General features: G+C 57.9%; 20 protein-coding genes and 2 pseudogenes. All 22 read left to right on the top strand.

Features of this window, described 5'->3' with window-relative positions; translation table 11 throughout:
* Positions 1–31: 31 nt before the first annotated feature.
* The 22 genes and pseudogenes from mnmE to GYM54_RS13880 all read left to right on the top strand — a co-directional run bounded on the left by mnmE (position 32) and on the right by GYM54_RS13880 (position 24,624).
* Positions 32–1,399, top strand: a complete 1,368-nt coding sequence (gene mnmE / locus GYM54_RS13980; RefSeq protein ID WP_181105461.1) for a tRNA uridine-5-carboxymethylaminomethyl(34) synthesis GTPase MnmE — start codon at positions 32–34, stop codon at positions 1,397–1,399.
* Between the two features lie 570 nt (positions 1,400–1,969).
* On the top strand, positions 1,970–3,862 hold the full coding sequence (mnmG, locus tag GYM54_RS13975) for a tRNA uridine-5-carboxymethylaminomethyl(34) synthesis enzyme MnmG (protein WP_197446126.1): 1,893 nt from the start codon (positions 1,970–1,972) through the stop codon (positions 3,860–3,862).
* Complete coding sequence (gene rsmG, locus GYM54_RS13970; protein ID WP_197446127.1) at positions 3,862–4,509, top strand: 16S rRNA (guanine(527)-N(7))-methyltransferase RsmG; 648 nt, start codon at positions 3,862–3,864, stop codon at positions 4,507–4,509. The genes mnmG and rsmG overlap by 1 nt, the downstream gene beginning before the upstream one ends.
* Before the next feature lie 18 nt (positions 4,510–4,527).
* Positions 4,528–5,316, top strand: a complete 789-nt coding sequence (locus tag GYM54_RS13965) for a ParA family protein (RefSeq protein ID WP_181105459.1) — start codon at positions 4,528–4,530, stop codon at positions 5,314–5,316.
* Between the two features lie 9 nt (positions 5,317–5,325).
* Positions 5,326–6,198, top strand: coding sequence for a ParB/RepB/Spo0J family partition protein (locus GYM54_RS13960; protein WP_197446128.1), 873 nt, complete (start codon positions 5,326–5,328; stop codon positions 6,196–6,198).
* A 133-nt stretch (positions 6,199–6,331) separates the two neighbouring features.
* The gene (locus GYM54_RS13955) at positions 6,332–6,730 is read left to right on the top strand and encodes a F0F1 ATP synthase subunit I (protein WP_231752265.1); all 399 of its coding nucleotides are present in this window, start codon (positions 6,332–6,334) and stop codon (positions 6,728–6,730) included.
* Positions 6,731–6,744: 14 nt separating this feature from the next.
* Entirely contained in the window at positions 6,745–7,617 is an 873-nt protein-coding gene (gene atpB, locus GYM54_RS13950) for a F0F1 ATP synthase subunit A (protein WP_131649140.1), read from the top strand.
* A gap of 70 nt (positions 7,618–7,687) precedes the next feature.
* Positions 7,688–7,915 carry a F0F1 ATP synthase subunit C gene (gene atpE, locus GYM54_RS13945; protein ID WP_003290909.1) on the top strand — a complete coding sequence of 76 codons (228 nt, stop codon included), beginning with the start codon at positions 7,688–7,690 and terminating at the stop codon, positions 7,913–7,915.
* A 92-nt stretch (positions 7,916–8,007) separates the two neighbouring features.
* Positions 8,008–8,478, top strand: a complete 471-nt coding sequence (locus tag GYM54_RS13940) for a F0F1 ATP synthase subunit B (protein ID WP_131649139.1) — start codon at positions 8,008–8,010, stop codon at positions 8,476–8,478.
* A gap of 12 nt (positions 8,479–8,490) precedes the next feature.
* On the top strand, positions 8,491–9,027 hold the full coding sequence (locus tag GYM54_RS13935; protein ID WP_197446129.1) for a F0F1 ATP synthase subunit delta: 537 nt from the start codon (positions 8,491–8,493) through the stop codon (positions 9,025–9,027).
* A gap of 15 nt (positions 9,028–9,042) precedes the next feature.
* Positions 9,043–10,587, top strand: a complete 1,545-nt coding sequence (gene atpA / locus GYM54_RS13930) for a F0F1 ATP synthase subunit alpha (RefSeq protein ID WP_102826748.1) — start codon at positions 9,043–9,045, stop codon at positions 10,585–10,587.
* Between the two features lie 50 nt (positions 10,588–10,637).
* Complete coding sequence (gene atpG, locus GYM54_RS13925) at positions 10,638–11,501, top strand: F0F1 ATP synthase subunit gamma (protein ID WP_131649136.1); 864 nt, start codon at positions 10,638–10,640, stop codon at positions 11,499–11,501.
* Between the two features lie 30 nt (positions 11,502–11,531).
* The gene (atpD, locus tag GYM54_RS13920) at positions 11,532–12,908 is read left to right on the top strand and encodes a F0F1 ATP synthase subunit beta (RefSeq protein ID WP_131649135.1); all 1,377 of its coding nucleotides are present in this window, start codon (positions 11,532–11,534) and stop codon (positions 12,906–12,908) included.
* Between the two features lie 80 nt (positions 12,909–12,988).
* The gene (locus GYM54_RS13915) at positions 12,989–13,417 is read left to right on the top strand and encodes a F0F1 ATP synthase subunit epsilon (protein WP_131649134.1); all 429 of its coding nucleotides are present in this window, start codon (positions 12,989–12,991) and stop codon (positions 13,415–13,417) included.
* A gap of 118 nt (positions 13,418–13,535) precedes the next feature.
* The gene (gene glmU, locus GYM54_RS13910; protein WP_131649133.1) at positions 13,536–14,900 is read left to right on the top strand and encodes a bifunctional UDP-N-acetylglucosamine diphosphorylase/glucosamine-1-phosphate N-acetyltransferase GlmU; all 1,365 of its coding nucleotides are present in this window, start codon (positions 13,536–13,538) and stop codon (positions 14,898–14,900) included.
* A gap of 109 nt (positions 14,901–15,009) precedes the next feature.
* Positions 15,010–16,254: pseudogene (locus tag GYM54_RS22105) on the top strand (chemotaxis protein); the annotation flags it as partial.
* Positions 16,255–16,644: 390 nt separating this feature from the next.
* Positions 16,645–17,160: pseudogene (locus GYM54_RS22100) on the top strand (methyl-accepting chemotaxis protein); the annotation flags it as partial.
* Between the two features lie 72 nt (positions 17,161–17,232).
* Positions 17,233–18,012, top strand: coding sequence for a DeoR/GlpR family DNA-binding transcription regulator (locus GYM54_RS13900; RefSeq protein WP_197446131.1), 780 nt, complete (start codon positions 17,233–17,235; stop codon positions 18,010–18,012).
* 2 nt (positions 18,013–18,014) lie between these two features.
* Positions 18,015–19,865, top strand: a complete 1,851-nt coding sequence (glmS, locus tag GYM54_RS13895; protein WP_197446132.1) for a glutamine--fructose-6-phosphate transaminase (isomerizing) — start codon at positions 18,015–18,017, stop codon at positions 19,863–19,865.
* Between the two features lie 282 nt (positions 19,866–20,147).
* Positions 20,148–21,002, top strand: a complete 855-nt coding sequence (locus tag GYM54_RS13890) for a TnsA endonuclease N-terminal domain-containing protein (RefSeq protein WP_036997997.1) — start codon at positions 20,148–20,150, stop codon at positions 21,000–21,002.
* Entirely contained in the window at positions 20,999–23,167 is a 2,169-nt protein-coding gene (locus GYM54_RS13885; RefSeq protein ID WP_003290891.1) for a Mu transposase C-terminal domain-containing protein, read from the top strand. The genes GYM54_RS13890 and GYM54_RS13885 overlap by 4 nt, the downstream gene beginning before the upstream one ends.
* Positions 23,164–24,624 carry an AAA family ATPase gene (locus GYM54_RS13880; protein ID WP_003118400.1) on the top strand — a complete coding sequence of 487 codons (1,461 nt, stop codon included), beginning with the start codon at positions 23,164–23,166 and terminating at the stop codon, positions 24,622–24,624. The genes GYM54_RS13885 and GYM54_RS13880 overlap by 4 nt, the downstream gene beginning before the upstream one ends.
* The last annotated feature ends 15 nt before the right edge of the window (positions 24,625–24,639 follow it).

Here is a 24,639-nt window from a genome sequence, read left to right as displayed (position 1 = left end):
GCGTTTTGCTTTGGATCCGCTGGAGAGACGCATGAATCACGAACGTGAAACCATTGCCGCAGTCGCCACCGCACCGGGAAGAGGGGGAATCGGGGTCGTGCGTGTTTCCGGGCCACGGGCGAAAGCGGTGGCCATCACCCTCAGTGGCCGGGAACCGACTGCCCGCTATGCGCATTACGGTCCGTTCCATGCCGACGATGGAGAGGTCATCGATGAAGGTCTGATGCTGTTTTTTCCAGGTCCTAATTCCTTTACCGGCGAAGACGTACTGGAACTGCAGGGGCATGGTGGCCCGGTGGTGATGGACATGCTATTGCGCCGCTGCGTGGAGTTGGGTGCGCGCCTGGCTCGCCCCGGCGAGTTCAGCGAGCGGGCTTTCCTCAACGACAAGCTAGACCTGGCGCAAGCCGAGGCGATCGCCGATCTGATCGAAGCAAGCTCCGCCCAGGCCGCCCGCAACGCTGTGCGCTCGTTGCAGGGCGAGTTTTCCCGGCGGGTGCATCAGCTGACGGAAACACTCATCCAGCTGCGGATATACGTGGAGGCGGCGATCGATTTCCCGGAAGAGGAAATCGATTTCCTGGCCGACGGCCGGGTGCTGGCCTTGCTACAAGGTGTCAGAGAGGAGCTGAGCCAGGTCATCCGTGAAGCCGGTCAGGGCGCGCTGCTGCGTGAGGGTATGAACGTCGTGATCGCCGGTCGTCCCAATGCTGGAAAGTCCAGCCTGCTCAATGCACTGGCCGGTCGGGAAGCGGCGATCGTCACCGATATCGCAGGCACCACGCGCGACGTGCTTCGCGAGCACATTCATATCGACGGTATGCCGTTGCACATCATCGATACCGCCGGCTTGCGAGATACCGATGATCAAGTGGAGCGCATCGGAGTGGAACGCGCCATCAAGGCCATCGAAGACGCCGACCGGATACTCCTGGTGATGGATGCCAGCGCAGCATCCGGCGACGCTGGCGAGTCAGGTTGGCCTGAGGTTCTCACCATCAGGCCGGACCGCACCAAAACCACCCTCATCCGCAACAAGGCTGACCTGACCGGCGAAGGCGCCACGCTTGCGATCGATCCTGACGGCTACACCACCCTGAGCCTCTCGGCGAGATCAGGTGACGGCCTTGAAATGCTGCGTGATCATCTAAAGGACTGCATGGGCTATGACCAGACCGCCGAGAGTGGTTTCAGTGCCCGTCGCAGACACCTGGATTCGCTGCGACAGGCTGCGGAGCATCTGAAGCATGGCCATGCCCAGCTCACGCTCGCTGGAGCGGGGGAGCTGCTGGCCGAAGACCTGCGGCAAGCCCAGCAGGCGCTTGGCGAGATCACTGGAGCCTTCAGCTCGGACGATCTGCTGGGCCGCATATTTTCCAGCTTCTGTATTGGTAAGTAGCCCTAAGCCTCGCTCGACGGGTCTTAGGCTTCGCCAATTCGTGCGCTTGAACGCCGCCGCCCTTGGCTCTGGCTGCCTGCGGGAACCCCATCATTAATAATCGCCAATGCTCTTCAACCCTACCCACCGATTCCATTGGCTCCCCAAAGCCGCGCCAAACTTGCCAAACCCTACAGCTAAGCTCTGTGGAAAACTACGCCTAAGATCGGTCCATAACCAGTTGAAGAACAAGCATGCAAATAGCCCTGTGCATAACTTGTCATTTCATACACAGCCTATGAACTGCTAGCGCACGGGTAGAGCCCAGCATCAACACAACCTTTTAAAACGCTAGAATCCGTTAATTACGGGGCTTCCATTAATCTATCCACAGAAATTTCGCTCCTATTTATAAACATAAAAATAAGCTTTAAATACTTTTCTCTATTTTTCTAATGATGCGTCTGTTTGACATCGTCATGCCTGAAGCTGCAGTTGGTCATTTTTTGTTCAAAGGACTTCTTTCGAAAACCCCCAGCCCCTATACTTGTGCGTTTCCCAGAACTCATCTGAACAGGCACGAGGTGCGTGGTGGATTTCCCTTCCCGTTTTGACGTCATCGTTATCGGCGGTGGCCATGCCGGTACCGAAGCTGCTTTGGCAGCCGCTCGAATCGGCGTGAAGACATTGCTGCTCACTCATAACGTCGAGACGCTAGGGCAGATGAGCTGCAATCCGGCCATTGGCGGCATCGGCAAAAGTCATCTGGTCAAGGAAATCGACGCGTTAGGCGGCGCCATGGCGACCGCCACCGACAAGAGCGGGATACAGTTCCGCGTGCTCAACAGCCGCAAGGGTCCGGCGGTCCGCGCTACGCGTGCGCAGGCCGACCGTGTGCTCTACAAGGCTGCGGTGCGGGAGACGCTAGAGAATCAGGCGAACCTGTGGATATTTCAGCAGGCTGTTGACGATTTGATCGTCGAGGCGGATCAAGTCAAAGGTGTGATTACGCAAATGGGCCTGCGTTTCTTCGCCGAGTCGGTTGTTTTGACGACCGGGACCTTTCTTGGCGGACTTATCCACATTGGTTTGCAGAATTACTCCGGTGGGCGCGCTGGCGATCCGCCATCCATCGCTCTGGCTGCACGTCTGCGCGAATTGCCGCTTCGCGTTGGTCGTCTGAAAACCGGAACGCCGCCTCGTATCGACGGCCGCAGCGTCGATTTCTCGGTGATGACCGAACAGCCGGGCGATAGCCCCATTCCGCCGATGTCATTCCTCGGGCATGCGGCGCAGCATCCCGAGCAGGTCAGTTGCTGGATTACTCACACCAACGCCAAAACTCATGAAATCATCGCGGCCAATCTCGACCGCTCGCCGATGTACTCCGGAGTCATTGAGGGCGTCGGGCCGCGCTACTGTCCGTCAATCGAGGACAAGATTCATCGCTTCGCCGACAAGGACAGCCACCAGGTTTTCATCGAGCCCGAAGGCCTGACTACCCATGAGCTCTACCCCAACGGTATCTCCACTTCGCTGCCATTCGATGTTCAGTTGCAGATCGTGCAGAGCATTCGCGGGATGGAGCAGGCGCACATCGTTCGACCTGGCTATGCCATTGAATACGATTACTTCGATCCCCGCGATCTGAAGTACAGCCTGGAAACCAAGGTCATCGGCGGCCTTTTCTTTGCCGGTCAGATCAATGGCACCACGGGTTACGAAGAAGCCGGCGCACAAGGTTTGTTGGCCGGTACCAATGCGGCTTTGCGCGCGCAAGGCAAAGACAGCTGGTGTCCGCGTCGCGACGAAGCCTACCTGGGCGTCCTGGTCGACGATCTGATCACCCTGGGAACCCAGGAGCCGTATCGCATGTTCACATCTCGCGCCGAGTATCGGTTGATACTGCGCGAGGACAACGCCGACCTCAGATTGACGGAAAAAGGCCGGGATTTAGGACTGGTGGATGATGTTCGCTGGGCGGCGTTTGAGCGCAAGCGCGAAAGTATCGTTCAGGAAGAGCAGCGTCTGAAAAGCACCTGGGTGCGTCCTGCCACTCCGCAGGGCGATGCCATCGCCGAGCGTTTCGGCACACCGCTGACCCACGAGTACAGCCTGCTCAATCTGCTTGCGCGTCCGGAAATTGACTACCGCAGCCTGATTGAGCTCACCGGGGCCGGCGTCGAGGATTCACAAGTCGCCGAGCAGGTCGAAATCAAGACCAAGTACGCTGGGTACATCGATCGCCAGCAGGAGGAAATATCCCGCCTGCGTGCCAGCGAAAGCGTGGTGCTACCGGCGGACTTGGATTACGCGACCATCAGCGGCTTGTCGAAGGAGATCCAGCATAAGCTTTCCCAGGCGCGCCCCGAGACGCTAGGCCAGGCTTCGCGGATACCCGGCGTCACGCCGGCCGCCGTATCGCTCCTGATGATCCATTTGAAAAAACGCAACGCCGGTCAGAAGCTGGAGCAAAGTGCTTGATGGACGCCGAATACGCCCGCTACGCCGAAGAACTCAAGCAGGGTGCGGCCTCGCTGGGCGCCGATCTGAACGAAACCCAGCAAGAGCAGCTGCTCGGCTATTTGCGGCTGCTGAACAAGTGGAACAAGGCCTACAACCTGACCGCCGTGCGCGATCCGGCGGAAATGGTTTCGCGGCATCTGCTCGATAGCCTCAGCGTCGCCCCGCATGTAGAGCAGGGCGGCTCGCGCTGGCTCGATGTGGGTAGCGGCGGCGGTATGCCTGGCATACCGCTGGCCATTCTGTTTCCCGAGCGCAGCTTCACACTGCTCGATTCGAACGGCAAAAAGACCCGCTTTCTGACGCAGGTCAAGCTTGAGCTGAAACTCGCAAATCTGGATGTTGTCCACAGCCGCGTCGAACAGTTCAGGCCGGAGCAGCCTTTTGCCGGTATCACGTCCCGGGCTTTCAGCTCGCTGCGTGACTTTGCCGACTGGACGCGCCACCTGGGTAATATCGACACACGTTGGCTAGCCATGAAAGGCGTCCAGCCGGATGATGAGCTACAGGCGATGCCTGATGATTTTCACCTGGAGCGCTGCTTGGTTCTCAAGGTTCCCGGTTGCCAAGGGCAACGCCATCTGTTGATACTGCGCCGCATTTCATGACTCGGACAGACACTGACCATGGCTAAAGTATTTGCCATCGCCAACCAGAAGGGCGGTGTCGCCAAGACTACCACCTGCATCAATCTCGCCGCTTCGCTGGTTGCGACACGCCGTCGCGTCTTGCTTATCGATCTTGATCCACAGGGCAACGCTACCACTGGAAGTGGTGTGGATAAGTTGAGTCTGGACTATTCGATCTATGACGTTCTCATCGGCGAATGCAACTTGATCGATGCGATGCAGTTTTCCGAGCACGGTGGGTATCAGTTATTGCCGGCCAACCGTGATCTGACGGCCGCGGAAGTCGCCTTGCTCAACCTGCCGGCCAAGGAAAACCGCCTGCGCGAGGCGCTTGCGCCGGTACGCGAGAACTACGATTACATCCTCATCGATTGTCCGCCTTCCTTGTCGATGCTGACCATCAACGCCCTGACAGCGGCGGACGGCGTGATCATTCCGATGCAGTGCGAATATTACGCCCTCGAAGGTCTGACCGACCTGGTCAATTCCATTCAGCGCATCGGTCAGGCGTTGAATCCTTCGCTGAAAATCGAGGGCCTGTTGCGCACCATGTACGATCCGCGCAGCAGCCTGACCAACGATGTCACCGAACAGCTCAAGGCGCATTTCGGAGAGAAGCTCTACGACACCGTCATCCCGCGCAATGTGAGACTGGCCGAAGCGCCCAGTCATGGCATGCCGGCTTTGGTCTATGACAAGCAATCCAAGGGTGCCTTGGCCTATCTGGCACTGGCGGGCGAATTGTCGCGTCGTCAGCGTCGAGCCGCCCGCAGCGTAACCGCATAAGGAATTTTCATGGCGACCAAAAAACGAGGCCTAGGACGCGGACTGGATGCCCTGCTCGGCGGCGCCAATGTGACAACGGCGCAGCAACAGACCGCTCAAGTCGACGAGCGCGAGATGCAACAGTTGCCTCTCGACGTCATTCAACGGGGCAAGTATCAGCCGCGTCGTGATATTGACCCGGTGACCCTCGATGAATTGGCGAATTCGATACGTAGCCAAGGCTTGATGCAGCCGATCGTCGTTCGCTCGATCGGTTCGGGCCGCTACGAGATCATTGCAGGCGAGCGGCGCTGGCGTGCCAGCCAACAGGCGGGGCTCGAGAAAATTCCGGCATTGGTGCGCGAAGTCTCGGACGAAGCGGCCATTGCCATGGCTCTGATCGAAAACATCCAGCGCGAAGACCTCAATCCGATCGAAGAAGCTGTGGCTCTGCAACGACTGCAGCAGGAATTCCAGCTGACCCAGCAGCAGGTCGCTGACGCGGTGGGCAAGTCTCGGGTGACCATCAGTAACCTGTTGCGTCTGATCTCCTTGCCTGAAGAAATCAAGACGCTTCTGTCTCATGGCGATCTAGAAATGGGGCATGCGCGGGCACTGCTGGGGTTACCCGTTGAACAGCAGGTCGACGGCGCGCGTCATGTTGTCGCACGCGGGCTGACGGTACGCCAGACCGAGGCGCTAGTCCGGCAATGGCTCAATGGCAGCAAGGGCACGAAAGCCGAGCCGAAGAGCGATCCTGACATTGTTCGCCTAGAACAGCGACTAGCCGAGCGCTTAGGTTCTCCGGTGCAAATCAAGCATGGCGAAAAAGGCAAGGGACAGCTGGTGATCCGCTACAATTCGCTGGATGAGTTGCAAGGTGTGCTGGCGCACATTCGTTGATACAAAATATATGTAGTGCCGATCGGAAATAACTACCGGAAGGTTGAACGCCGTTGGGGCTGCTCCTATACTCGCGGCGCTTTTTTGACTGCTGTCATTTCAGATGGCGTAGGTATTTGGCGGTGGGTTGTAGGTGAATATACGTAACAGAACACCTCTCCATCGGATGCCTGTAGTACGTGTGCTGGTGGTACAGGCGCTCGTTGCGTCGGTCACCGGCATTTTTTGTGGTGTTTTTTTTGGTATGGTCGCGGGCTATTCAGGCCTGCTGGGCGGTTTGATAGCTCTATTGGGCAATACATATTTTGCGTTCAAGGCGTTTCGTTATTTCGGCGCGCGTTCGGCAAAGGCCATCGTTCAGTCATTGTGGGCTGGCGAGATGGGTAAACAGATTCTGGCAGCAGCGCTATTCGCGCTGGTGTTTGTGGGAGTGAAACCGCTGGAACCGGTAGCGTTGTTTGCCGGCTATCTAATGGTTCTTGGCGCTGGAGCGAGCGCCCTCCTGCTAATGAAAAATAATCCGAAGCATTGAACACTGAGGCGTTTATGGCGAGTACCCCGGCGGAATACATCCAGCATCACCTACAGAATCTGACTTACGGAAAATTGCCGGAAGGTTACGTTCGCGCAGACGGCTCGGTGGTCGACCAGGCTACCTGGACCATCGCCCAAACGGGCACTGAAGCCCGCGACATGGGCTTCATGGCCGTCCATCTCGATACGCTCGGGTGGTCGTTGTTCATGGGCCTGATCTTTGTCCTGATTTTTCGCATGGCCGCCAAGGGCGCAACCGCTGGCATTCCGGGGCGCCTGCAGAACTTCGTGGAGATGTGCGTCGAGTTCGTCGAAGGCGTGGTGAAGGATACTTTCCACGGTCGCAACGCGCTTATTGCGCCACTGGCTTTGACCATTTTCGTCTGGGTGTTCCTGATGAACAGCCTGAAGTGGATTCCGGTGGATTACATCCCGGGTCTGGCCACGCTGCTTGGCCTGCCCTACTTCAAGATCGTCCCGACTGCCGACCCGAACGGCACCTTCGGCCTGTCGTTGGGTGTATTCATTCTGATCCTGTTCTACAGCTTCAAGGTCAAGGGCGTCGGCGGTTTCACCAAGGAGCTGGCCTTCACCCCGTTCAACCACTGGTCGCTGGTTCCGTTCAACCTGTTTCTCGAAATCCTCGGTCTGCTGACCAAGCCGCTGAGCCTGGCTCTGCGTCTGTTCGGCAACATGTATGCCGGTGAGGTGGTGTTCATCCTCATTGCGCTGCTGCCGTTCTACGTGCAGTGGACCCTGAATGTACCCTGGGCGATTTTCCACATCCTGGTAATCCCGCTGCAGGCGTTCATCTTCATGGTTCTGACCGTGGTGTACCTGAGTTCTGCACATGAAGATCATGGGCATGCCGAGCTCACGCCATAACAGCTGAATCGTTCGAAACGTTTTTGCTTTACCCGAAAAACCTTAACCCCCTTAGCTTCAGGAGCTTTACATGGAACTCGTCTACATCGCCGCCTCCATCATGATCGGTCTGGGTGCCCTGGGCACTGGCATCGGCTTCGCCCTGCTGGGTGGCAAGCTGCTGGAATCCACTGCTCGTCAACCCGAGCTGGCTCCTCAGCTGCAAACCAAGACCTTCCTGATGGCCGGTCTGCTCGACGCCGTACCGATGATCGGTGTTGGTATCGCGATGTACCTCATCTTCGTTGTCGCTGGCTAATACATTCCGGTTCCTGATGGGGTTCGCTCCGCGAGCCCCGTTGCCGTGGAATTGACAACCGCGTCGAACGAGATAGCACGAGGTATATCGCTGTGAACATTAACTTGACGCTGTTCGGTCAAACGTTCGCTTTCGCTATTTTCGTCTGGTTCTGCATGAAGTTCGTATGGCCGCCTATCACCAAGGCCATGCAGGAACGCCAGAAGAAAATTGCCGAAGGGCTGGACGCCGCAGGCCGTGCGCAGCAAGACCTAAAATTGGCTCAGGAAAAGGTTTCCAACACCCTCCGCGAGACCAAGGGGCAAGCTGCCCAGATTCTTGAGCAGGCCAACAAGCAGGCCAATGCCATCGTTGAGGAAGCCAAGCAACAGGCGCGCACCGAAGGTGAGCGACTGGTAGCCGGCGCCCGCGCCGAAATCGAGCAGGAAGTGAATCGTGCCAAGGAGCAACTGCGCAATCAGGTAGCGGTATTGGCCGTGATGGGTGCGGAGAAGATCCTGGAGTCCCAGGTGGACGCCAAGGCTCACAACGATCTGGTCGAAAAACTGGCCTCCCAACTCTAAGCGAGGCAAGCGATGATCAATACCCAGACGCTTGCTCGGCCATACGCAAAGGCTGCGTTCGAGTTCGCCAGCGCGGCTGGCCGGATCGAGGCGTGGTCGGGCATGTTGAGCCTGGCTGCGGTCGCCGTTGAAGTTCCCGACGTTGCCGAACTGCTGAAGAATCCTCGTCTGACCAGTGAAAACAAGGTCAAGACGCTGGTTCAGCTGCTCGGTAGCGACATCGATGAAGCCTTCCGTAACTTCGTCTCCACGCTTGGCGATAATGATCGCCTGGACGTGTTGCCGACCATCCGGGAGCTGTTCGAGGAACTCAAGGCTGAGGCCGAAAAGACACTCGACGTTGAAGTGCAGACAGCTTTCGAGCTGACCCCTGCGCAACTCCAAACCTTGGCTGCCGCCTTGTCGAAGCGGCTAGATCGTACCGTCAACCCCCAGCAGGTCGTGAACCCTGCGCTGATCGGCGGCGTTGTCATCCGCGCCGGCGATGTGGTTGTCGATGGTTCGGTCCGCGGCAAACTGAGCCAGTTGGCCGAATCGTTGAAATCCTGATTTGAGGGTCGTGGCATGCAGCAACTGAATCCTTCCGAGATTAGTGAAATCATAAAGCAGCGCATCGGTAGTTCCGACGTGTCTGCCCAAGCGCGTAACGAAGGCACCGTCGTCAGCGTTTCTGACGGTATCGTGCGCATTTACGGCCTTGCCGACGTGATGTATGGGGAAATGATCGAGTTCCCTGGCGGCGTCTTCGGTATGGCCCTTAACCTTGAGCAGGACTCCGTCGGCGCCGTGGTATTGGGTGCCTACCAGAGCCTGACCGAAGGCATGAGCGCCAAGTGCACCGGTCGTGTACTGGAAGTTCCGGTAGGTCCGGAGCTGCTGGGTCGCGTAGTCGATGCACTGGGCAACCCGGTTGACGGCAAGGGCCCGGTCAACGCGCAGGCAACTGACGCGGTTGAAAAGGTCGCTCCTGGCGTGATCTGGCGTAAGTCGGTCGACCAGCCGGTACAGACCGGTTACAAGTCGGTCGATGCGATGATCCCGGTTGGTCGCGGTCAGCGCGAGCTGATCATTGGTGACCGTCAGATCGGCAAAACCGCTCTGGCTATCGACGCGATCATCAACCAGCGCAACAGCGGCATCAAGTGCGTCTACGTCGCGATTGGTCAGAAGCAGTCGACCATCGCCAACGTGGTGCGCAAGCTCGAGCAGCACGGCGCGCTGGCCAACACCATTATCGTTGCCGCTTCGGCTTCCGAGTCGGCTGCACTGCAGTTCCTGGCTCCGTATGCCGGTTGCACCATGGGCGAGTATTTCCGCGATCGCGGTGAAGACGCGCTGATCGTGTATGACGATCTGTCCAAGCAGGCTGTGGCCTACCGCCAGATTTCCCTGCTGCTGCGTCGTCCACCAGGACGTGAAGCCTACCCGGGCGACGTGTTCTATCTCCACAGCCGTCTGCTGGAGCGTGCATCGCGCGTTTCCGAAGAGTACGTCGAGAAGTTCACAAACGGCGCCGTGACTGGCAAGACCGGTTCCCTGACCGCTCTGCCGATCATCGAAACTCAGGCCGGTGACGTATCCGCGTTCGTTCCAACCAACGTGATTTCGATCACCGACGGTCAGATCTTCCTCGAGTCGTCGATGTTCAACGCAGGTATCCGCCCGGCCGTCAACGCCGGTATCTCGGTATCCCGCGTCGGTGGCGCCGCTCAGACCAAGATCATCAAGAAGCTGTCCGGTGGTATCCGTACCGCCCTGGCTCAGTACCGTGAGCTGGCCGCATTCGCCCAGTTCGCTTCTGACCTGGACGAAGCGACCCGCAAGCAGCTCGAGCATGGTCAGCGTGTCACCGAGCTGATGAAGCAGAAGCAGTACGCGCCGATGTCCATTGCTGACATGGCGGTGTCCCTGTATGCAGCCGAGCGTGGCTATCTGCAGGATATCGAAGTAGCCAAGGTCGGTGCCTTCGAGCAGGCGTTGATTGCCTATTTCCACCATGAGCACGTCGCTCTGCTGGACAAGATCAACGTGAAGGGCGACTTCAACGACGAAATCGACGCGGGCATCAAGGCCGGTATCGAGTCGTTCAAGGCCACCCAATCCTGGTAAGCCGCAGCGGGAGCCGCGAGGCTCCCGCTTGCTAACCCGATAGGTGTCAAATGGCAGGCGCAAAAGAGATTCGCAGCAAGATTGCGAGCATCAAAAGCACGCAGAAGATCACCAGCGCCATGGAAAAGGTGGCGGTCAGCAAGATGCGCAAGGCACAGATGCGCATGGCTGCCAGCCGTCCCTATGCGGAGCGGATCCAGCAGGTAATCGGTCATTTGGCCAATACCAACCCGGAATACCGTCATCCGTTCATGGTTGAGCGTCCGGTCAAGCGTGTCGGCTATATCGTCGTGTCTTCCGATCGTGGCCTGTGCGGTGGCTTGAACACCAACCTGTTCAAGGCACTGATCAAGAACATGAAGGAATGGCACGACACTAAAGTCGAAGCCGACCTGTGCGTGATCGGTAACAAGGGCGCAAGCTTCTTCCGCAGCTTTGGCGGCAACGTGGTCGCGGCAGTCAGCGGGCTTGGCGAAGAGCCGTCGATCAACGATCTGATCGGCAGCGTCAAGGTCATGCTGGATGCTTTCGATCAGGGCCGTCTGGACCGTCTCTACCTGGTGTCGAACAAGTTCATCAACACCATGACGCAAAAGCCGACCGTAGCACAGCTGCTACCGTTGGCCGCGAGTGACGATCAGACCGCGCCGAAAGGCAAATGGGATTACCTGTACGAACCCGACGCCCGCCTGTTGCTGGATGCGTTGCTGGTTCGCTATATCGAGTCCCAGGTCTACCAGGCCGTGGTCGAGAATGGTGCTGCCGAACAGGCCGCCCGGATGATCGCCATGAAGAACGCAACCGATAACGCCGGTGATTTGATCAGCGATCTGCAACTGGTCTACAACAAGGCCCGTCAGGCTGCGATCACGCAGGAAATTTCGGAAATCGTCGGCGGCGCTGCCGCGGTTTAAGAACGGTTCAAATATTCAGAGGAACCAAACATGAGTAGCGGACGTATCGTTCAAATCATCGGCGCCGTTATCGACGTGGAATTCCCGCGCGATGTGGTACCGAGTATCTATGACGCGCTGAAAGTGACTGGCGCTGAAACCACCCTGGAAGTCCAGCAGCAGCTGGGCGACGGCATTGTCCGTACGATCGCCATGGGTTCGACCGAAGGCCTCAAGCGTGGTCTGGACGTCAGCAACACCGGCGCTGCCATCTCCGTACCGGTGGGTACTGCCACCCTGGGCCGGATCATGGACGTACTGGGTAACCCCATCGACGAAGCCGGTCCCATCGGTGAAGAAGAGCGCTGGGGTATCCACCGCGCGGCGCCGAGCTATTCCGAGCAGGCTGGCGGTAACGAGCTGCTGGAAACCGGCATCAAGGTTATCGACCTGGTTTGCCCATTCGCCAAGGGCGGTAAAGTCGGTCTGTTCGGCGGTGCCGGTGTTGGCAAGACCGTAAACATGATGGAGCTGATCCGTAACATCGCCATGGAGCACAGCGGTTATTCCGTGTTCGCCGGTGTCGGTGAGCGTACTCGTGAAGGTAACGACTTCTATCACGAGATGAAGGACTCCAACGTTCTGGACAAGGTTGCGCTGGTCTACGGCCAGATGAACGAGCCCCCAGGAAACCGTCTGCGCGTAGCACTGACTGGCCTGACCATGGCCGAGAAGTTCCGTGACGAAGGAAAGGACGTTCTGCTGTTCGTCGACAACATCTACCGCTACACTCTGGCCGGTACCGAAGTATCTGCACTGCTGGGCCGTATGCCGTCCGCGGTGGGTTACCAGCCGACTCTGGCCGAGGAAATGGGCGTTCTGCAGGAGCGCATCACCTCCACCAAGAGTGGTTCGATCACCTCCGTTCAGGCTGTTTACGTTCCTGCGGACGACTTGACCGACCCGTCGCCTGCGACCACCTTCGCCCACCTCGACGCCACCGTGGTTCTGTCGCGTGACATCGCTTCCCTGGGTATCTACCCGGCGGTCGATCCGCTCGATTCCACCTCGCGTCAACTGGACGCCAACGTGATCGGCCAGGAGCACTACGACACCGCTCGCGGCGTTCAGTACGTGCTGCAGCGCTACAAGGAACTGAAGGACATCATCGCGATCCTGGGCATGGACGAACTGTCCGAAGCCGACAAGCAGCTGGTATCCCGTGCTCGTAAGATCCAGCGCTTCCTGTCCCAGCCGTTCTTCGTGGCCGAGGTCTTCACCGGTTCGCCTGGCAAGTACGTCTCGCTGAAAGAAACCATCCGTGGCTTCGCCGGCATCCTGAACGGTGATTACGATCATCTGCCGGAGCAGGCGTTCTACATGGTTGGCGGCATCGACGAAGCCATCGAGAAGGCCAAGAAACTGTAACTGGCGCGCCCGCTCGCGGGCGCCAATAAGCTAGACCGGCGGCACCCGTCGCGGGTCGAGCTGATTACCGAGGCATAAGTATGGCTATGACAGTCCACTGTGACATCGTCAGTGCGGAAGAAGAGCTGTTCTCGGGGCTGGTAGAGATGGTCGTCGCTCATGGTCACTTGGGTGATCTGGGCATTCTGCCGGGCCACGCTCCACTGTTGACCGATCTCAAGCCCGGTCCGGTGCGAGTGATCAAGCAGGGTGGCACCGAAGAGATCTTCTACATTTCCGGCGGCTTCATCGAAGTTCAGCCGAACATGGTGAAGGTGCTGGCTGATACCGCTACGCGCGCCAAGGATCTGGACGAAGCGGCGGCGCAGGCTGCCGTGACGGCCGCCGAGAAGGCCCTGCACGAGAAGGGTGCTGAGTTCGATTACGGCTCGGCTGCTGCTCGTCTGGCTGAAGCTGCCGCGCAGCTGCGGACCATCGAGGCGATGCGCAAGAAGTACGGTCGCGGTTGAACCGCTGACTGCTTCATCGTGCGCGAGTAAAAGGGTAGCCTTGGCTACCCTTTTTCTTTTTCGTTTTTCGTAAAAACTTCTTTTGCGTCGGCCCCAGGGTCACGATTCAGGATCTGCCATGTCACTCGATATCGTCATTCTCGCTGCCGGTCAGGGCACGCGCATGCGCTCCGCTCTACCCAAGGTACTTCATCCGGTTGCCGGTCAGTCCATGCTGGGTCATGTGATCGAGACCGCCCGAGGGCTCGAGCCCAAAGCCATCCACGTGGTGATCGGTCACGGCGCCGAGCAGGTGCGTGCGCGCCTGGCCGCGGACGATCTGAATTTCGTGGTCCAGGCCGAGCAGTTGGGAACAGGACACGCGGTTGCCCAGGCACTTCCGGCGCTCACGGCAGAGCGGGTGCTGATCCTTTATGGTGACGTGCCGCTGATCGAGGCGGCGACGCTCGAACGACTCCTGCACAAGGTCGGCCCGCAGCAGCTTGCGTTGCTGACGGTGAAGCTGACCGACCCGACCGGTTATGGCCGGATCGTGCGCGACGGTCAGGGCGTGGTCCAGGCGATTGTCGAACACAAGGACGCGTCGCCCGAACAAAAGCTGATAGCCGAAGGCAACACCGGCATTCTGGCGGTTCCGGGTGAGCGACTGGGCGACTGGCTGGGACGGCTCTCCAACAGCAATGCACAAGACGAATACTATCTGACCGATGTGATCGCCATGGCCGTCGCCGATGGGCTGACGGTCGCTACCGAGCAGCCGCAGGATGCGATGGAAGTACAGGGCGCCAACGATCGCATTCAATTGGCTGAGCTCGAGCGGCACTATCAGCAGCGTGCGGCGCGCCGTCTGATGGCTCAGGGAGTCACGCTACGCGACCCGGCACGCTTCGATCTGCGTGGCGAAGTGAGTGTCGGCCGCGATGTCTTGATCGACGTGAACGTAATCCTCGAAGGCCGAGTGGTGATTGAGGATGGCGTGGAGATCGGACCCAATTGCGTTATCCGCGACAGCACGCTGCGCCGCTGTGCGGTGGTCAAAGCTAACAGCCATCTGGAAGGTGCCGAGCTGGGCGAGGGCGCCGACTGCGGGCCATTCGCGCGCCTGCGTCCCGGAGCGGTGCTGGGGGCCAAAGCGCACGTCGGCAATTTCGTCGAAGTAAAGAATTCGCGCATGGGCGAAGGCGCCAAGGCTGGCCACCTGGCCTATCTCGGTGACGCCGAAATCGGCGCACGGACCAACATCGGCGCCGGCACCATCACTTGCAATTACGACGGTGCCAACAAATACCGCACGGTGCTGGGCGAGGACGTGTTCATCGGCTCCAACAGCTCGCTGGTTGCCCCGGTCAACCTCGGTGATGGCGCTACCACGGGCGCCGGTTCCGTGATCACGGCCGATGTGCCGGCAGGTACTCTGGCACTCGGGCGGGCTCGGCAGGCGTTGGTCAAGGGCTGGCAACGTCCGCAGAAAACGCGCAAATAACACTGATGATGCGCAGCCAGGGCTCGCTGCGCTTCGGTGTTCTTACAGGCGGTACTCAAGGGATGGGATGTCTGGTCGATCCTTAAGGGCATAACGTCACGAGGAAGCGATGATGCCCGCCCTTACCCGCCTGTCCATCCAGTGGAAGCTCACTCTGCTGGCTGGCCTATGTCTGTTGCTCATCGTCGGCCTGTTGGTCGGCGCTTCGCTCTATCAATCGCGTCAGGCCACCGTTCTGGTCAGCGCATCTAGCGGTGCCATGCTAGAGGAGTCCGCACGCAACAATCTGCAAGCGCGTGGCTTGGCGCAGGCTCTGCGCATCGAGCGACAGTTCAACGATGCCTATCAGTACGGCCAGGGTATCGTCCGTCAGGTGCTGTCCCTGCGCGAGCAGGCCATCGAGCGTATGGCCAACGCCTTCGAGCTTCGTGAGGATTTGCACCATCAGATCAAGACGGCGCTGGAAGCCAATCCCGACCTGATCGGCCTTTACGTGGTGTTCGAGGCCGACGCGCTGGACGACAGGGATGGCATGTTCATAGACAACGCCGAAATGGGCGGCAACGACACCGGACGATTTTCGCTGTACTGGTCGCAGCGCAAGCCTGGCCAACTCAGTGCTGAGACCATGAGCGAAGAGGAACTCGCCGATACCTCATCCAGCATCACGGGCGCACCCTACAACGCCTGGTACAGTTGCCCGCGCGACAGCGCCCGGGTCTGTGTACTCGAGCCTTATTTCGACGAGGTGGAAGGGAAGCCGCTGCTGATGACCAGCGTCGCTTTCCCCCTGATAGAAGACGGCAAGGTCATCGGCGTCGTCGGTGTTGATATCAGCCTGGCTTCGCTGCAGCAGCTCAGTCAGGAGGCGCAACAGGTTCTTTATCAGGGCGAAGGTCATCTGAGCGTGATCAGTCCTGCCGGATTCCTGGCCGGCCATAGTCGCGACGCCGGTCTGCTCGGCAAACCGTTGAGCGCCGCGTTCGGCGCGGAGAGCGAGGCGATCGGCCGCGTGGTCGATGCCGGCAAGCCGGTGTTGCTCGGCGATGGCGACATGCTGCGGGTGCTGCAACCCGTACAGCCAGTGCCGGAACTCGAACCCTGGGCGATTCTGCTGGAGGTGCCACGTCAGGTGCTGCTTGCTCCGGCAGCGCGTCTGGAGCAGACGCTGCAGGCTCAGAGCCAGGAGAACAGCGTGATCGCCCTAGCTATCGGTCTCGGTGCGGTGTTATTGGGCCTGGCACTGATGTGGCTAACCGCGCGGGGCGTGACCCGACCTATCGAAGGCGTGGCGGCGATGCTCAAGGACATCGCCAGTGGCGAAGGCGATCTCACCCGACGACTGGAATACACCCGAGAGGATGAATTGGGCGAGCTGGCCGGATGGTTCAATCGTTTTCTCGACAAGCTGCAGCCAACCATCGCCGATGTACAGCGCTCGGTTCAGGACGCGCGCAGCAGCGCCGACCAGTCTGCAGCGATCGCCACGCAGACCAGCGCCGGCATGCAGCAACAGTTCCGCGAAGTCGAACAGGTGGCGACCGCATCGCATGAAATGAGCGCCACGGCGCAGGATGTGGCGCGCAACGCTGCGCAGGCAGCGGAGGCCGCACGGGCAGCCGATCAGGCAACGCACGAAGGGCTGGGTGTCATCGATCACACCACGCGTAGCATCGACGGCCTCGCCGGTGAACTGAACCATGCCATGGGACAGGTCGAAACGCTGGCTGCTAGCAGCGAACAGATCGGCTCGGTGCTCGAAGTGATTCGCGCAATCGCCGAGCAGACCAACTTGCTGGCGCTCAATGCCGCTATCGAGGCGGCGCGGGCAGGCGAGGCCGGGCGTGGTTTCGCCGTGGTGGCCGATGAAGTTCGCAACCTCGCTCGACGCACCCAGGAATCCATCGAAGAAATCCGTCAGGTCATCGAACGTCTGCAGAGCGGAACTCGCGACGTGGTCACAGCGATGCAAGGCAGCCATGCTCAGGCGCAGGGCAGCGTCGATCAGGTAGGCAATGCCGTCGCTGCGCTGCGCAAGATCGGCGACGCGGTGGCGGTGATTTCCGACATGAACCTGCAGATCGCCAGTGCAGCCGAGCAGCAAAGTGCAGTAGCCGAAGAAATCAACCGCAACGTGGCTGGTATCCGCGATGTTACCGAATCGCTGTCTGGCCAGGCGGACGAATCGGCTCGCGTCAGCCAGGCGCTGAATCAGCTGGCCAACCATCAGCAAAGTCTGATGAGTTACTTCCGGGTTTGATGACTGGGAGTTGACGGCGCTGCTGGTTTAGGTTTTGATTCGCGCGTTTTCCTTTCGAATCGAAACTTAAACATGTCGAAGCGCAACACTCCTCAACGACGCCACGCCATCCTTGCCATGCTCAATGAGCAGGGCGAGGTGAGCGTCGATGAGCTGTCCAGACGTTTCGAGACTTCCGAAGTGACTATCCGCAAGGACCTTGCGGCGCTGGAAAAGAACGGCCTGCTGTTGCGCCGCTACGGTGGCGCGGTGCCCTTGCCGCAGGAACTCATCGGCAGTTCACAGCCGGTTTCGCCGTGGAAGCAAGCCATCGCCCGAGCCGCCGTTGGTTGCATCCGCGAACATGCGCGCGTCATTATCGATAGCGGCACCACTACCGCCGCGATGATTCCTGAACTAGTCAACAAGCATGGCCTGCTGGTGATGACCAATTCGCTGAACGTGGTCAATGCCCTGCGTGAACTGGAACACGAACCGACCTTGCTGATGACGGGTGGCACCTGGGACCCGCATTCCGAGTCCTTTCAGGGGCAAGTGGCGGAACAGGTGCTGCGTTCCTACGATTTCGATCAGTTGTTCATCGGTGCCGACGGCATCGATCTGCAGCGCGGCACAACGACTTTTAACGAATTACTTGGCCTCTCGCGTGTCATGGCTGAAGTAGCGCGCGAAGTCATCGTGCTAGCCGAATCCGACAAGATCGGACGGCGCATTCCCAATCTGGAGTTGCCCTGGGGCGACATCCATACCCTCATAACGGATGAGCGTCTCACCGCCGAGGCGCGTTCAAGTATCCAGGCGCGCGGCATCAAGCTCATCTGCGCAGCCATCGGAACCCATCAGGAGACCTGACCATGTGTGGCATCGTTGGCGCCGTCGCTGAACGTAACATCACTGCAATTTTGCTCGAAGGCCTCAAGCGTCTCGAGTACCGAGGCTATGACAGCGCCGGTGTGGCCGTGCTGGATGCAAGCGGCAAACTGCATCGCCTGCGGCGCTCCGGCAAGGTCGCCGAACTGGAACAGGCGCAACAGCAGGAGCAGCTTGCCGGCCGCCTGGGCATTGCTCACACGCGCTGGGCCACTCATGGCGCACCATGCGAGCGCAACGCGCATCCGCACTTTTCCGGCGAAGACCTGGCGGTGGTGCACAACGGCATCATCGAAAACCACGAAGCCCTGCGTCAGCAATTGAAAGCACAGGGTTACGTCTTCGTTTCCGACACCGATACCGAAGTCATTGTGCATCTGCTGCACCACAAGCTCGATGAATACGGCGATCTCACCGTGGCGCTCAAGGCGGCGGTCAAGGAGTTGCATGGCGCCTATGGTTTGGCCGTAGTCAGTGCCAAACAACCTGATCGGCTGCTCGCCGCCCGTAGCGGCAGTCCGCTGGTGATCGGACTAGGCCTGGGGGAAAACTTCCTTGCCTCTGACCAGCTGGCCCTGCGTCAGGTCACCGATCGTTTCATGTATCTGGAAGAAGGCGATATCGCTGAGATCCGCCGCGACAGCGTGCAGATCTGGGATGTCGCCGGCCAAGCGGTGGAACGCGAAAGCGTGCAATACCATGAAGGCGCGGAAGCGGCGGACAAGGGCGAATATCGCCACTTCATGCTCAAGGAAATCCACGAGCAGCCCAAGGTCGTGCAGCGCACGCTCGAAGGCCGCCTGGGTGATCACCAAGTGCTGGTGCAGGCGTTCGGCCCGCAGGCTGCCGAGCTGTTTGCCAAGGTGCGCAATGTGCAGATCGTTGCTTGCGGCACCAGCTACCACGCCGGTATGGTCGCTCGTTACTGGCTGGAAGAACTGGCTGGCATTCCCTGCCAGGTCGAGGTTGCCAGCGAGTTCCGCTATCGCAAGGTGGTGGTTCAGCCCGACACGCTGTTCGTCACCATCTCTCAGTCCGGCGAAACCGCCGATTCACTGGCGGCGCTGCGAAACGCCAAGGCGCGCACGGACGAGGAGGGGCGTTACCTTGCCAGTCTGGCGATCTGCAACGTGGGCATCAGCTCGCTGGTACGCGAATCCGATCTGACCCTGCTGACCCAGGCCGGTCCAGAGATTGGCGTGGCCTCCACCAAGGCCTTTACCACCCAGCTGGTCGGTTTGTTACTACTAACCCTGTCGCTGGGGCAGGTACGCGGCACCCTTGATCCTGCCCTGGAAGCGGAGCTGATCGACGAATTGCGCCGTCTGCCGACGCGTCTGGGCGAAGCGCTAGCGATGGATACCACCGTGGAGAAGATATCCGAGCATTTCGCCGAAAAGCACCACACGCTGTTCCTCGGTCGTGGCGCGCAGTATCCGGTGGCGATGGAGGGCGCGCTCAAACTCAAGGAGATTTCCTATATCCACGCCGAGGCTTATCCGGCGGGCGAGCTCAAACATGGGCCATTAGCACTGGTCGACGCCGACATGCCGGTGGTGACCGTGGCACCGAACAACGAGCTGCTGGAAAAGCTCAAATCGAACCTGCAGGAAGTGCGCGCGCGCGGTGGCGAGCTGATCGTCTTCGCCGACCGTGAAGCCGGCATCGAGAATGGCGAGGGCACCTTTATCGTCAGCATGCCGCATATCCATGACGTGCTGGCGCCGATCCTCTATACGTTGCCATTGCAGCTGCTGTCGTACTACGTGGCCGTATTGCGTGGAACAGATGTCGACCAGCCGCGCAACTTGGCAAAGTCGGTGACGGTGGAGTGACAATTCGGTACTGACATGTAGTTGTTGGCTTCACGGAATAAAGATTGACACAAAATAATAAAGTCTGACACAAGCTATTATAGTTTGACACTAACCGTAAGCCCCTGTATCTAAAAGGGTTTTCTGTTTTTATGCTAGGCCGTTCGTCAGGAGCCGCTGCCTTAATTTTCAGCAGGAGTATTCTGGAAAGCCCTACGACATGGCAGCTTGTTAGCTCATGTTTTCCTATAACTACTCTCTTGCCGAACGAGGGGAGCGGTCCGGACGGACTTAGGAGGGCGGGTGCGAGGTCGTAGGTTTGCTTCAAATCAGGATATCGAACGGCACATCGCCAATGGGTTTGGAGCTGGCGCCGGAGCTGAGTATGTGCCTTGGTTACGTGTTCAGGATGTCCCTTCGATGGGGCGTTCCTGGAAAATCCAAGGTGTTAAGATTGATCGAATTCATCACCTCTTATCCGACCTTGAACGGGCGTACTTTTTACTCTGTGAGTTTTCAGAGGACGTTGTAGATATCCGCGAGCAGTATCCCCTACTGCCGGTGGAGAGCACCCAGGCGATCGCCAGGGCTATCGGTGTACGGTATCCAAAATACAAAACGACCTCTGTTCCTATGGTAATGACCACTGACTTTTTGCTGTCTGTAAAGCAGCCAAATGGAGACGTAAAGTCCGTTGCCAGGACGATCAAATACGCGAAAGACCTTCAAGGAAAAGGCTGTGCTCGCACGTTAGAAAAACTCGAAGTCGAGAGACGGTTCTGGGTGAGCCAAGGTGTAGACTGGAGCATCGTAACGGAGGAGTTGTTTACGCCCGATTTGATCCTGAATCTCGTATTTCTTCGCAAATTTGCCAAATTGCCTCGTGCCTTGATGGATGTCCCGCTGCATTTGCAATTCATCGAGATACTTGAATCAATAAAGGGTTGCCCTTGGTCAACGTCGGAGAGCTTGCGCAAGATTGGACACCGATTATCCATACCGTATACCGATGCTCGCGACATTTTCTTTAATTTGATCTGGCGGAAAACTATTAGGATTGAATTAAGTGGTGCGCCGTTACAGCTCAAGTCACCTTTGCCAGACTTCAGTGTTTTTTATCCCACTGAAATATCCACACTGAGCGAGAAGTCGTCATGAAAATTTCAGTTAATGACGTCTTTGAGCCTGTCACGGAACTCTCCTTGCTCTCTACTATGGCGAGAGCAATTCACCTCGACGAGAAGCACGACGCACTGATTGTTATGGATCTAACGGATCCTCCTAGGAAGCCGTATTCGATTGGTCTTGAGGAATTCAGGGTGTCATTGGTATCAGGCGATACAAAGCCTGTGGTGATGGCAGTGCCAGAATTTCTACTGGTTTTGGAAGAAGATCTCGACGAGCGCGCGAGGCGTGATAGAGACCAAAAATGGGCTCTGATTGCGCCACTTTTGGACCCGGCCTATCCAGGGCAAATATTTGTTCATGGCGAGATGGGCCGATTGGTAAGTGATCGCGCCGCTGAGGCGGGTGTGCAGCGTAAAACGCTATATCGTTTGTTGTATCGATACTGGTTTTACGGGCAAGTAAGAAATGCGCTTCTTAACAACTATTCTGCTGTAGGTGTTGGGAGTCGTAATTACTCCGCTGATAAGCCGCCGGGACGAAAGCCAAGGTTTCAAGGGGTGTTAGTGTCGCCTGCCAAATTACTAAGCGATATCGACAAGAAGTGTATCCGAGTTTGTTACGCGCTTTACGTAAAGAACAAGAAGTCGACGATTGATAGCGCGTACAACAAAATGCTCAATAAATATTATTCGGAGAAGCGGCTTTCTAAAAATCCCGAAAACGAGGTCGTATTGCTTCCTCAATCTGAAATTCCGACGTTTAACCAGTTTAATTATTGGGGAAAGCAGTTCTTTGATGATACCGAGACTGATCGTGGACGCATGGGGTTGACGAAGTGGCTGAAGGATTGCCGTCCATTATCCGGTACCGTCCGCGACTGGCTTAGAGGTCCTTGTCATCAATTCGAGATCGACGCGACCATCGCTGACATTTACTTGGTCAACAGCTACTCCCGACGAATGCTTATCGGTCGCCCCGTGGTGTACATCGTAGTCGACAGTTTCTCAGGGATGATCGTTGGCCTTTATGTAGGCCTTGAGGGGCCTAGCTGGAACGGAGCTCGACAGGCGCTGTTCAACGCGTTCACCTCCAAGGTGGAGTTCTGCGCGCAAAACGGTGTTGATATCACTCCTGAGGATTGGGACTGTCGTCATCTGCCACATCAAATCTACGCCGATAGAGGTGAAATGTTGGGGGCTGCTGCTGAGGGGCTCGCGTCTGGCCTGGGTATCGATATGGGGACGGCCCCGCCATACCGACCGGATTGGAAACCGATGGTCGAGAGCCGCTTCGGCATCCTGAACGACTTAACCGGTATTAGGTGGCTCCCCGGCGGAGTAGCAGCCCGAGAGAAGGAACGCGGTGAGCGTGATTATCGGCTCGACGCGACGCTGAATTTGAAGGAGTTCACCCAAGTCCTCATCGAGTGCATTCTTCACTACAACCGTTTCCACCGACAGCCGGATCGTCTTACCCAGGCGATGATGAACGATGGCGTGGAGCCCACTCCGATGGGGATTTGGCGGTGGGCGTTAGAGAACGACCTTATCCAGCCTAACAAGCGACCTGACGAGCTGATTTATCTCAATCTGCTGCCTCGGGAAAGGGCCACCGTCCAAAAAGGTGGCGTGTTGTTTCGCGGCATGCATTATCTCTGCGAGATGGCTATCGAAAAAAACTGGTTCGCAAAAGCGCGTCGCAATGGCGTCTGGGCGATTGATTGCTGGTTTGATCCGAACTCTGCGGCGCACATCTGGATCCAGGACGAGAACAAGGAGTTCCTGCGTTGCGACCTGCGGAGGTCGGATGCGAAGTATGCGGATTATCGCTCGGACGAGATCTACGACCTCTTGGAGGCCTACAGGCAAGTGCCGCCAGCTCACAAACGAGCTGAACGGGAAAGCCAAGTTGGCTTGGTCGATAAAGTTGAGCAAATTGTCGGCAATGCAATGGCCGAGAAAAAGCTTGAACCCGCAGCCGGCTCTAAGGCTGAAGCAGTGGCTAATATCCGCGAGAATCGTACGGAAGAGCGGTTATTGGAGCGAGAGCAAGCGACTGTACCTGACGGTATACGTGCGGATCCCGTTCAACCTGATGCTCAGAGCCCTTCCATTGTCAGAGAGTCGTACGCTGGGCCGCGCACCGCGCAGGTTATCGATTTACTCAAAAGAGTTCGCCCGGGGCAGCCCAAATGAGAGGTGCTAAAGCTCTTGCGAGCTATACGAAGCAGGCCATCACTGAGTACGCGGGAAACCCTCTGATCGAAGCGCTGCCACCAATTCTTGACGAAGCGGCGGCTGCCGAGCTGATATCAAATTTTCCCCAGCCGGTAGCACCTGAGGAGCTAGAGCTCGACGGGGCAATGCGGATTCACTGTATTGATCGCTTGAGGACGGTTGTGCAGCCGTTTCTGCTGCACCTAGAGCTAGAGTCCCTGTTATCTCTGCTGATCCGTCGTGGATATGTTGGCCGTAATCCAACTAGCGCCTCCACAGTCAGGCACCTGCATTCTTTGTCAGGGGCTCAGCGCTATCACGATGCTTTCAAATCAACAGCTGACACTTTCAGCGTTGTGGGACTGAGTGGTATTGGGAAGTCCACCGCACTGCATGCCATTTTAAGCTTGTACCCTCAGACGATCCGACATGAGCGTTATGAGGGTCAGCAATTCGTCCACACCCAGATCACCTGGCTCAAGCTTGATTGTCCACGAGATGGCTCGTTGGCTGGATTTTGTCAGCAGTTCTTCCACGCGGTTGGCCAGGCACTCGGCGATCAGGACTACCACAAGCGCCACCGGCATCGAAATATCAACGATGCGCTTCAGCAGATGGAACAGGTAGCCAGCACGTTTTTTATCGGCGCCTTGCTCATTGATGAGCTGCAGAACCTTCACCTGGCCAAGACCGGGGGTAAGGAAAGCATGCTGAATTTCTTCCTTCACCTGGTGAACAATATCGGTATCCCGGTCGTGTTCATCGGGACGAATTCGATGGTCAGTCTGTTCTCGGACGTAATGCGTGTCGCCAGGCGCAGTTGCGGTGGGGGGATGATCGAGTTCAAGCGCTTCGAGAAGGAGGATGACGAGTGGCGTTTTCTGGTCGAGAACCTTTGGAGCTATCAGTGGTGCAAGCAGGCGGCTGAACTGACTCCTGAGATTTTTGACGCGCTGTACGAGCACACCCAGGGTGTGACTGACTTCCTGGTTAAGTTATTGGTGCTGAGCCAGCGCTATGCAATTCAGAGTGGCTCCGAGTGTCTGACTGCCGAGACGATCGTCAAAGTAAGCAATTCCAAGATGCAAATACTCAGGCCAGCGCTATCGGCTCTGCGTAGTCGCGACCCTAGTCGCATGCGCAAGTTCGACGACCTGCTTCCCATAGAGGAGCAGTTGATGGAAATGATGGCGTTCAACGGACTTGGGCGAGCAGACCGTCTCGCTTTGCTTCGAGGCGTAACTCCAGCTGCACGGGCAAATACTGCGTTACCGGAAGCTACTGTGAGCAAACCTAATGCGCCTTCAGCAGTTGCCGTGGAGGCTTCTGAAGCGAAGGTGTTCAGCGAGCATCCCGACACCCTTGCAGAACTGAAGTCAGCTGGCTGGATAACCAGGGATCTCTTCGAGTTCTCGCCGGCCTACCGCCGATTATGATTCGAGGGTCGTGTA

The organism is Pseudomonas sp. MTM4, from assembly GCF_019355055.1.
GTDB lineage: Bacteria > Pseudomonadota > Gammaproteobacteria > Pseudomonadales > Pseudomonadaceae > Stutzerimonas.
Note: the sequence above shows the minus strand (reverse complement) of the source record. Positions and strands in the feature narration are given on the sequence as shown.

What these genes read in the sequence shown, in the direction of transcription:
- atpB (WP_131649140.1), top strand. Translation starts at nt 6,745, where the DNA reads ATGGCGAGTACCCCGGCGGAATACATCCAGCATCACCTACAGAATCTG.
- atpE (WP_003290909.1), top strand. Translation starts at nt 7,688, where the DNA reads ATGGAACTCGTCTACATCGCCGCCTCCATCATGATCGGTCTGGGTGCC.
- atpA (WP_102826748.1), top strand. Translation starts at nt 9,043, where the DNA reads ATGCAGCAACTGAATCCTTCCGAGATTAGTGAAATCATAAAGCAGCGC.
- atpD (WP_131649135.1), top strand. Translation starts at nt 11,532, where the DNA reads ATGAGTAGCGGACGTATCGTTCAAATCATCGGCGCCGTTATCGACGTG.
- GYM54_RS13960 (WP_197446128.1), top strand. Translation starts at nt 5,326, where the DNA reads ATGGCGACCAAAAAACGAGGCCTAGGACGCGGACTGGATGCCCTGCTC.
- atpG (WP_131649136.1), top strand. Translation starts at nt 10,638, where the DNA reads ATGGCAGGCGCAAAAGAGATTCGCAGCAAGATTGCGAGCATCAAAAGC.
- GYM54_RS13965 (WP_181105459.1), top strand. Translation starts at nt 4,528, where the DNA reads ATGGCTAAAGTATTTGCCATCGCCAACCAGAAGGGCGGTGTCGCCAAG.
- GYM54_RS13900 (WP_197446131.1), top strand. Translation starts at nt 17,233, where the DNA reads ATGTCGAAGCGCAACACTCCTCAACGACGCCACGCCATCCTTGCCATG.
- GYM54_RS13935 (WP_197446129.1), top strand. Translation starts at nt 8,491, where the DNA reads ATGATCAATACCCAGACGCTTGCTCGGCCATACGCAAAGGCTGCGTTC.
- rsmG (WP_197446127.1), top strand. Translation starts at nt 3,862, where the DNA reads ATGGACGCCGAATACGCCCGCTACGCCGAAGAACTCAAGCAGGGTGCG.
- GYM54_RS13885 (WP_003290891.1), top strand. Translation starts at nt 20,999, where the DNA reads ATGAAAATTTCAGTTAATGACGTCTTTGAGCCTGTCACGGAACTCTCC.
- GYM54_RS13880 (WP_003118400.1), top strand. Translation starts at nt 23,164, where the DNA reads ATGAGAGGTGCTAAAGCTCTTGCGAGCTATACGAAGCAGGCCATCACT.
- glmS (WP_197446132.1), top strand. Translation starts at nt 18,015, where the DNA reads ATGTGTGGCATCGTTGGCGCCGTCGCTGAACGTAACATCACTGCAATT.
- glmU (WP_131649133.1), top strand. Translation starts at nt 13,536, where the DNA reads ATGTCACTCGATATCGTCATTCTCGCTGCCGGTCAGGGCACGCGCATG.
- mnmE (WP_181105461.1), top strand. Translation starts at nt 32, where the DNA reads ATGAATCACGAACGTGAAACCATTGCCGCAGTCGCCACCGCACCGGGA.
- GYM54_RS13915 (WP_131649134.1), top strand. Translation starts at nt 12,989, where the DNA reads ATGGCTATGACAGTCCACTGTGACATCGTCAGTGCGGAAGAAGAGCTG.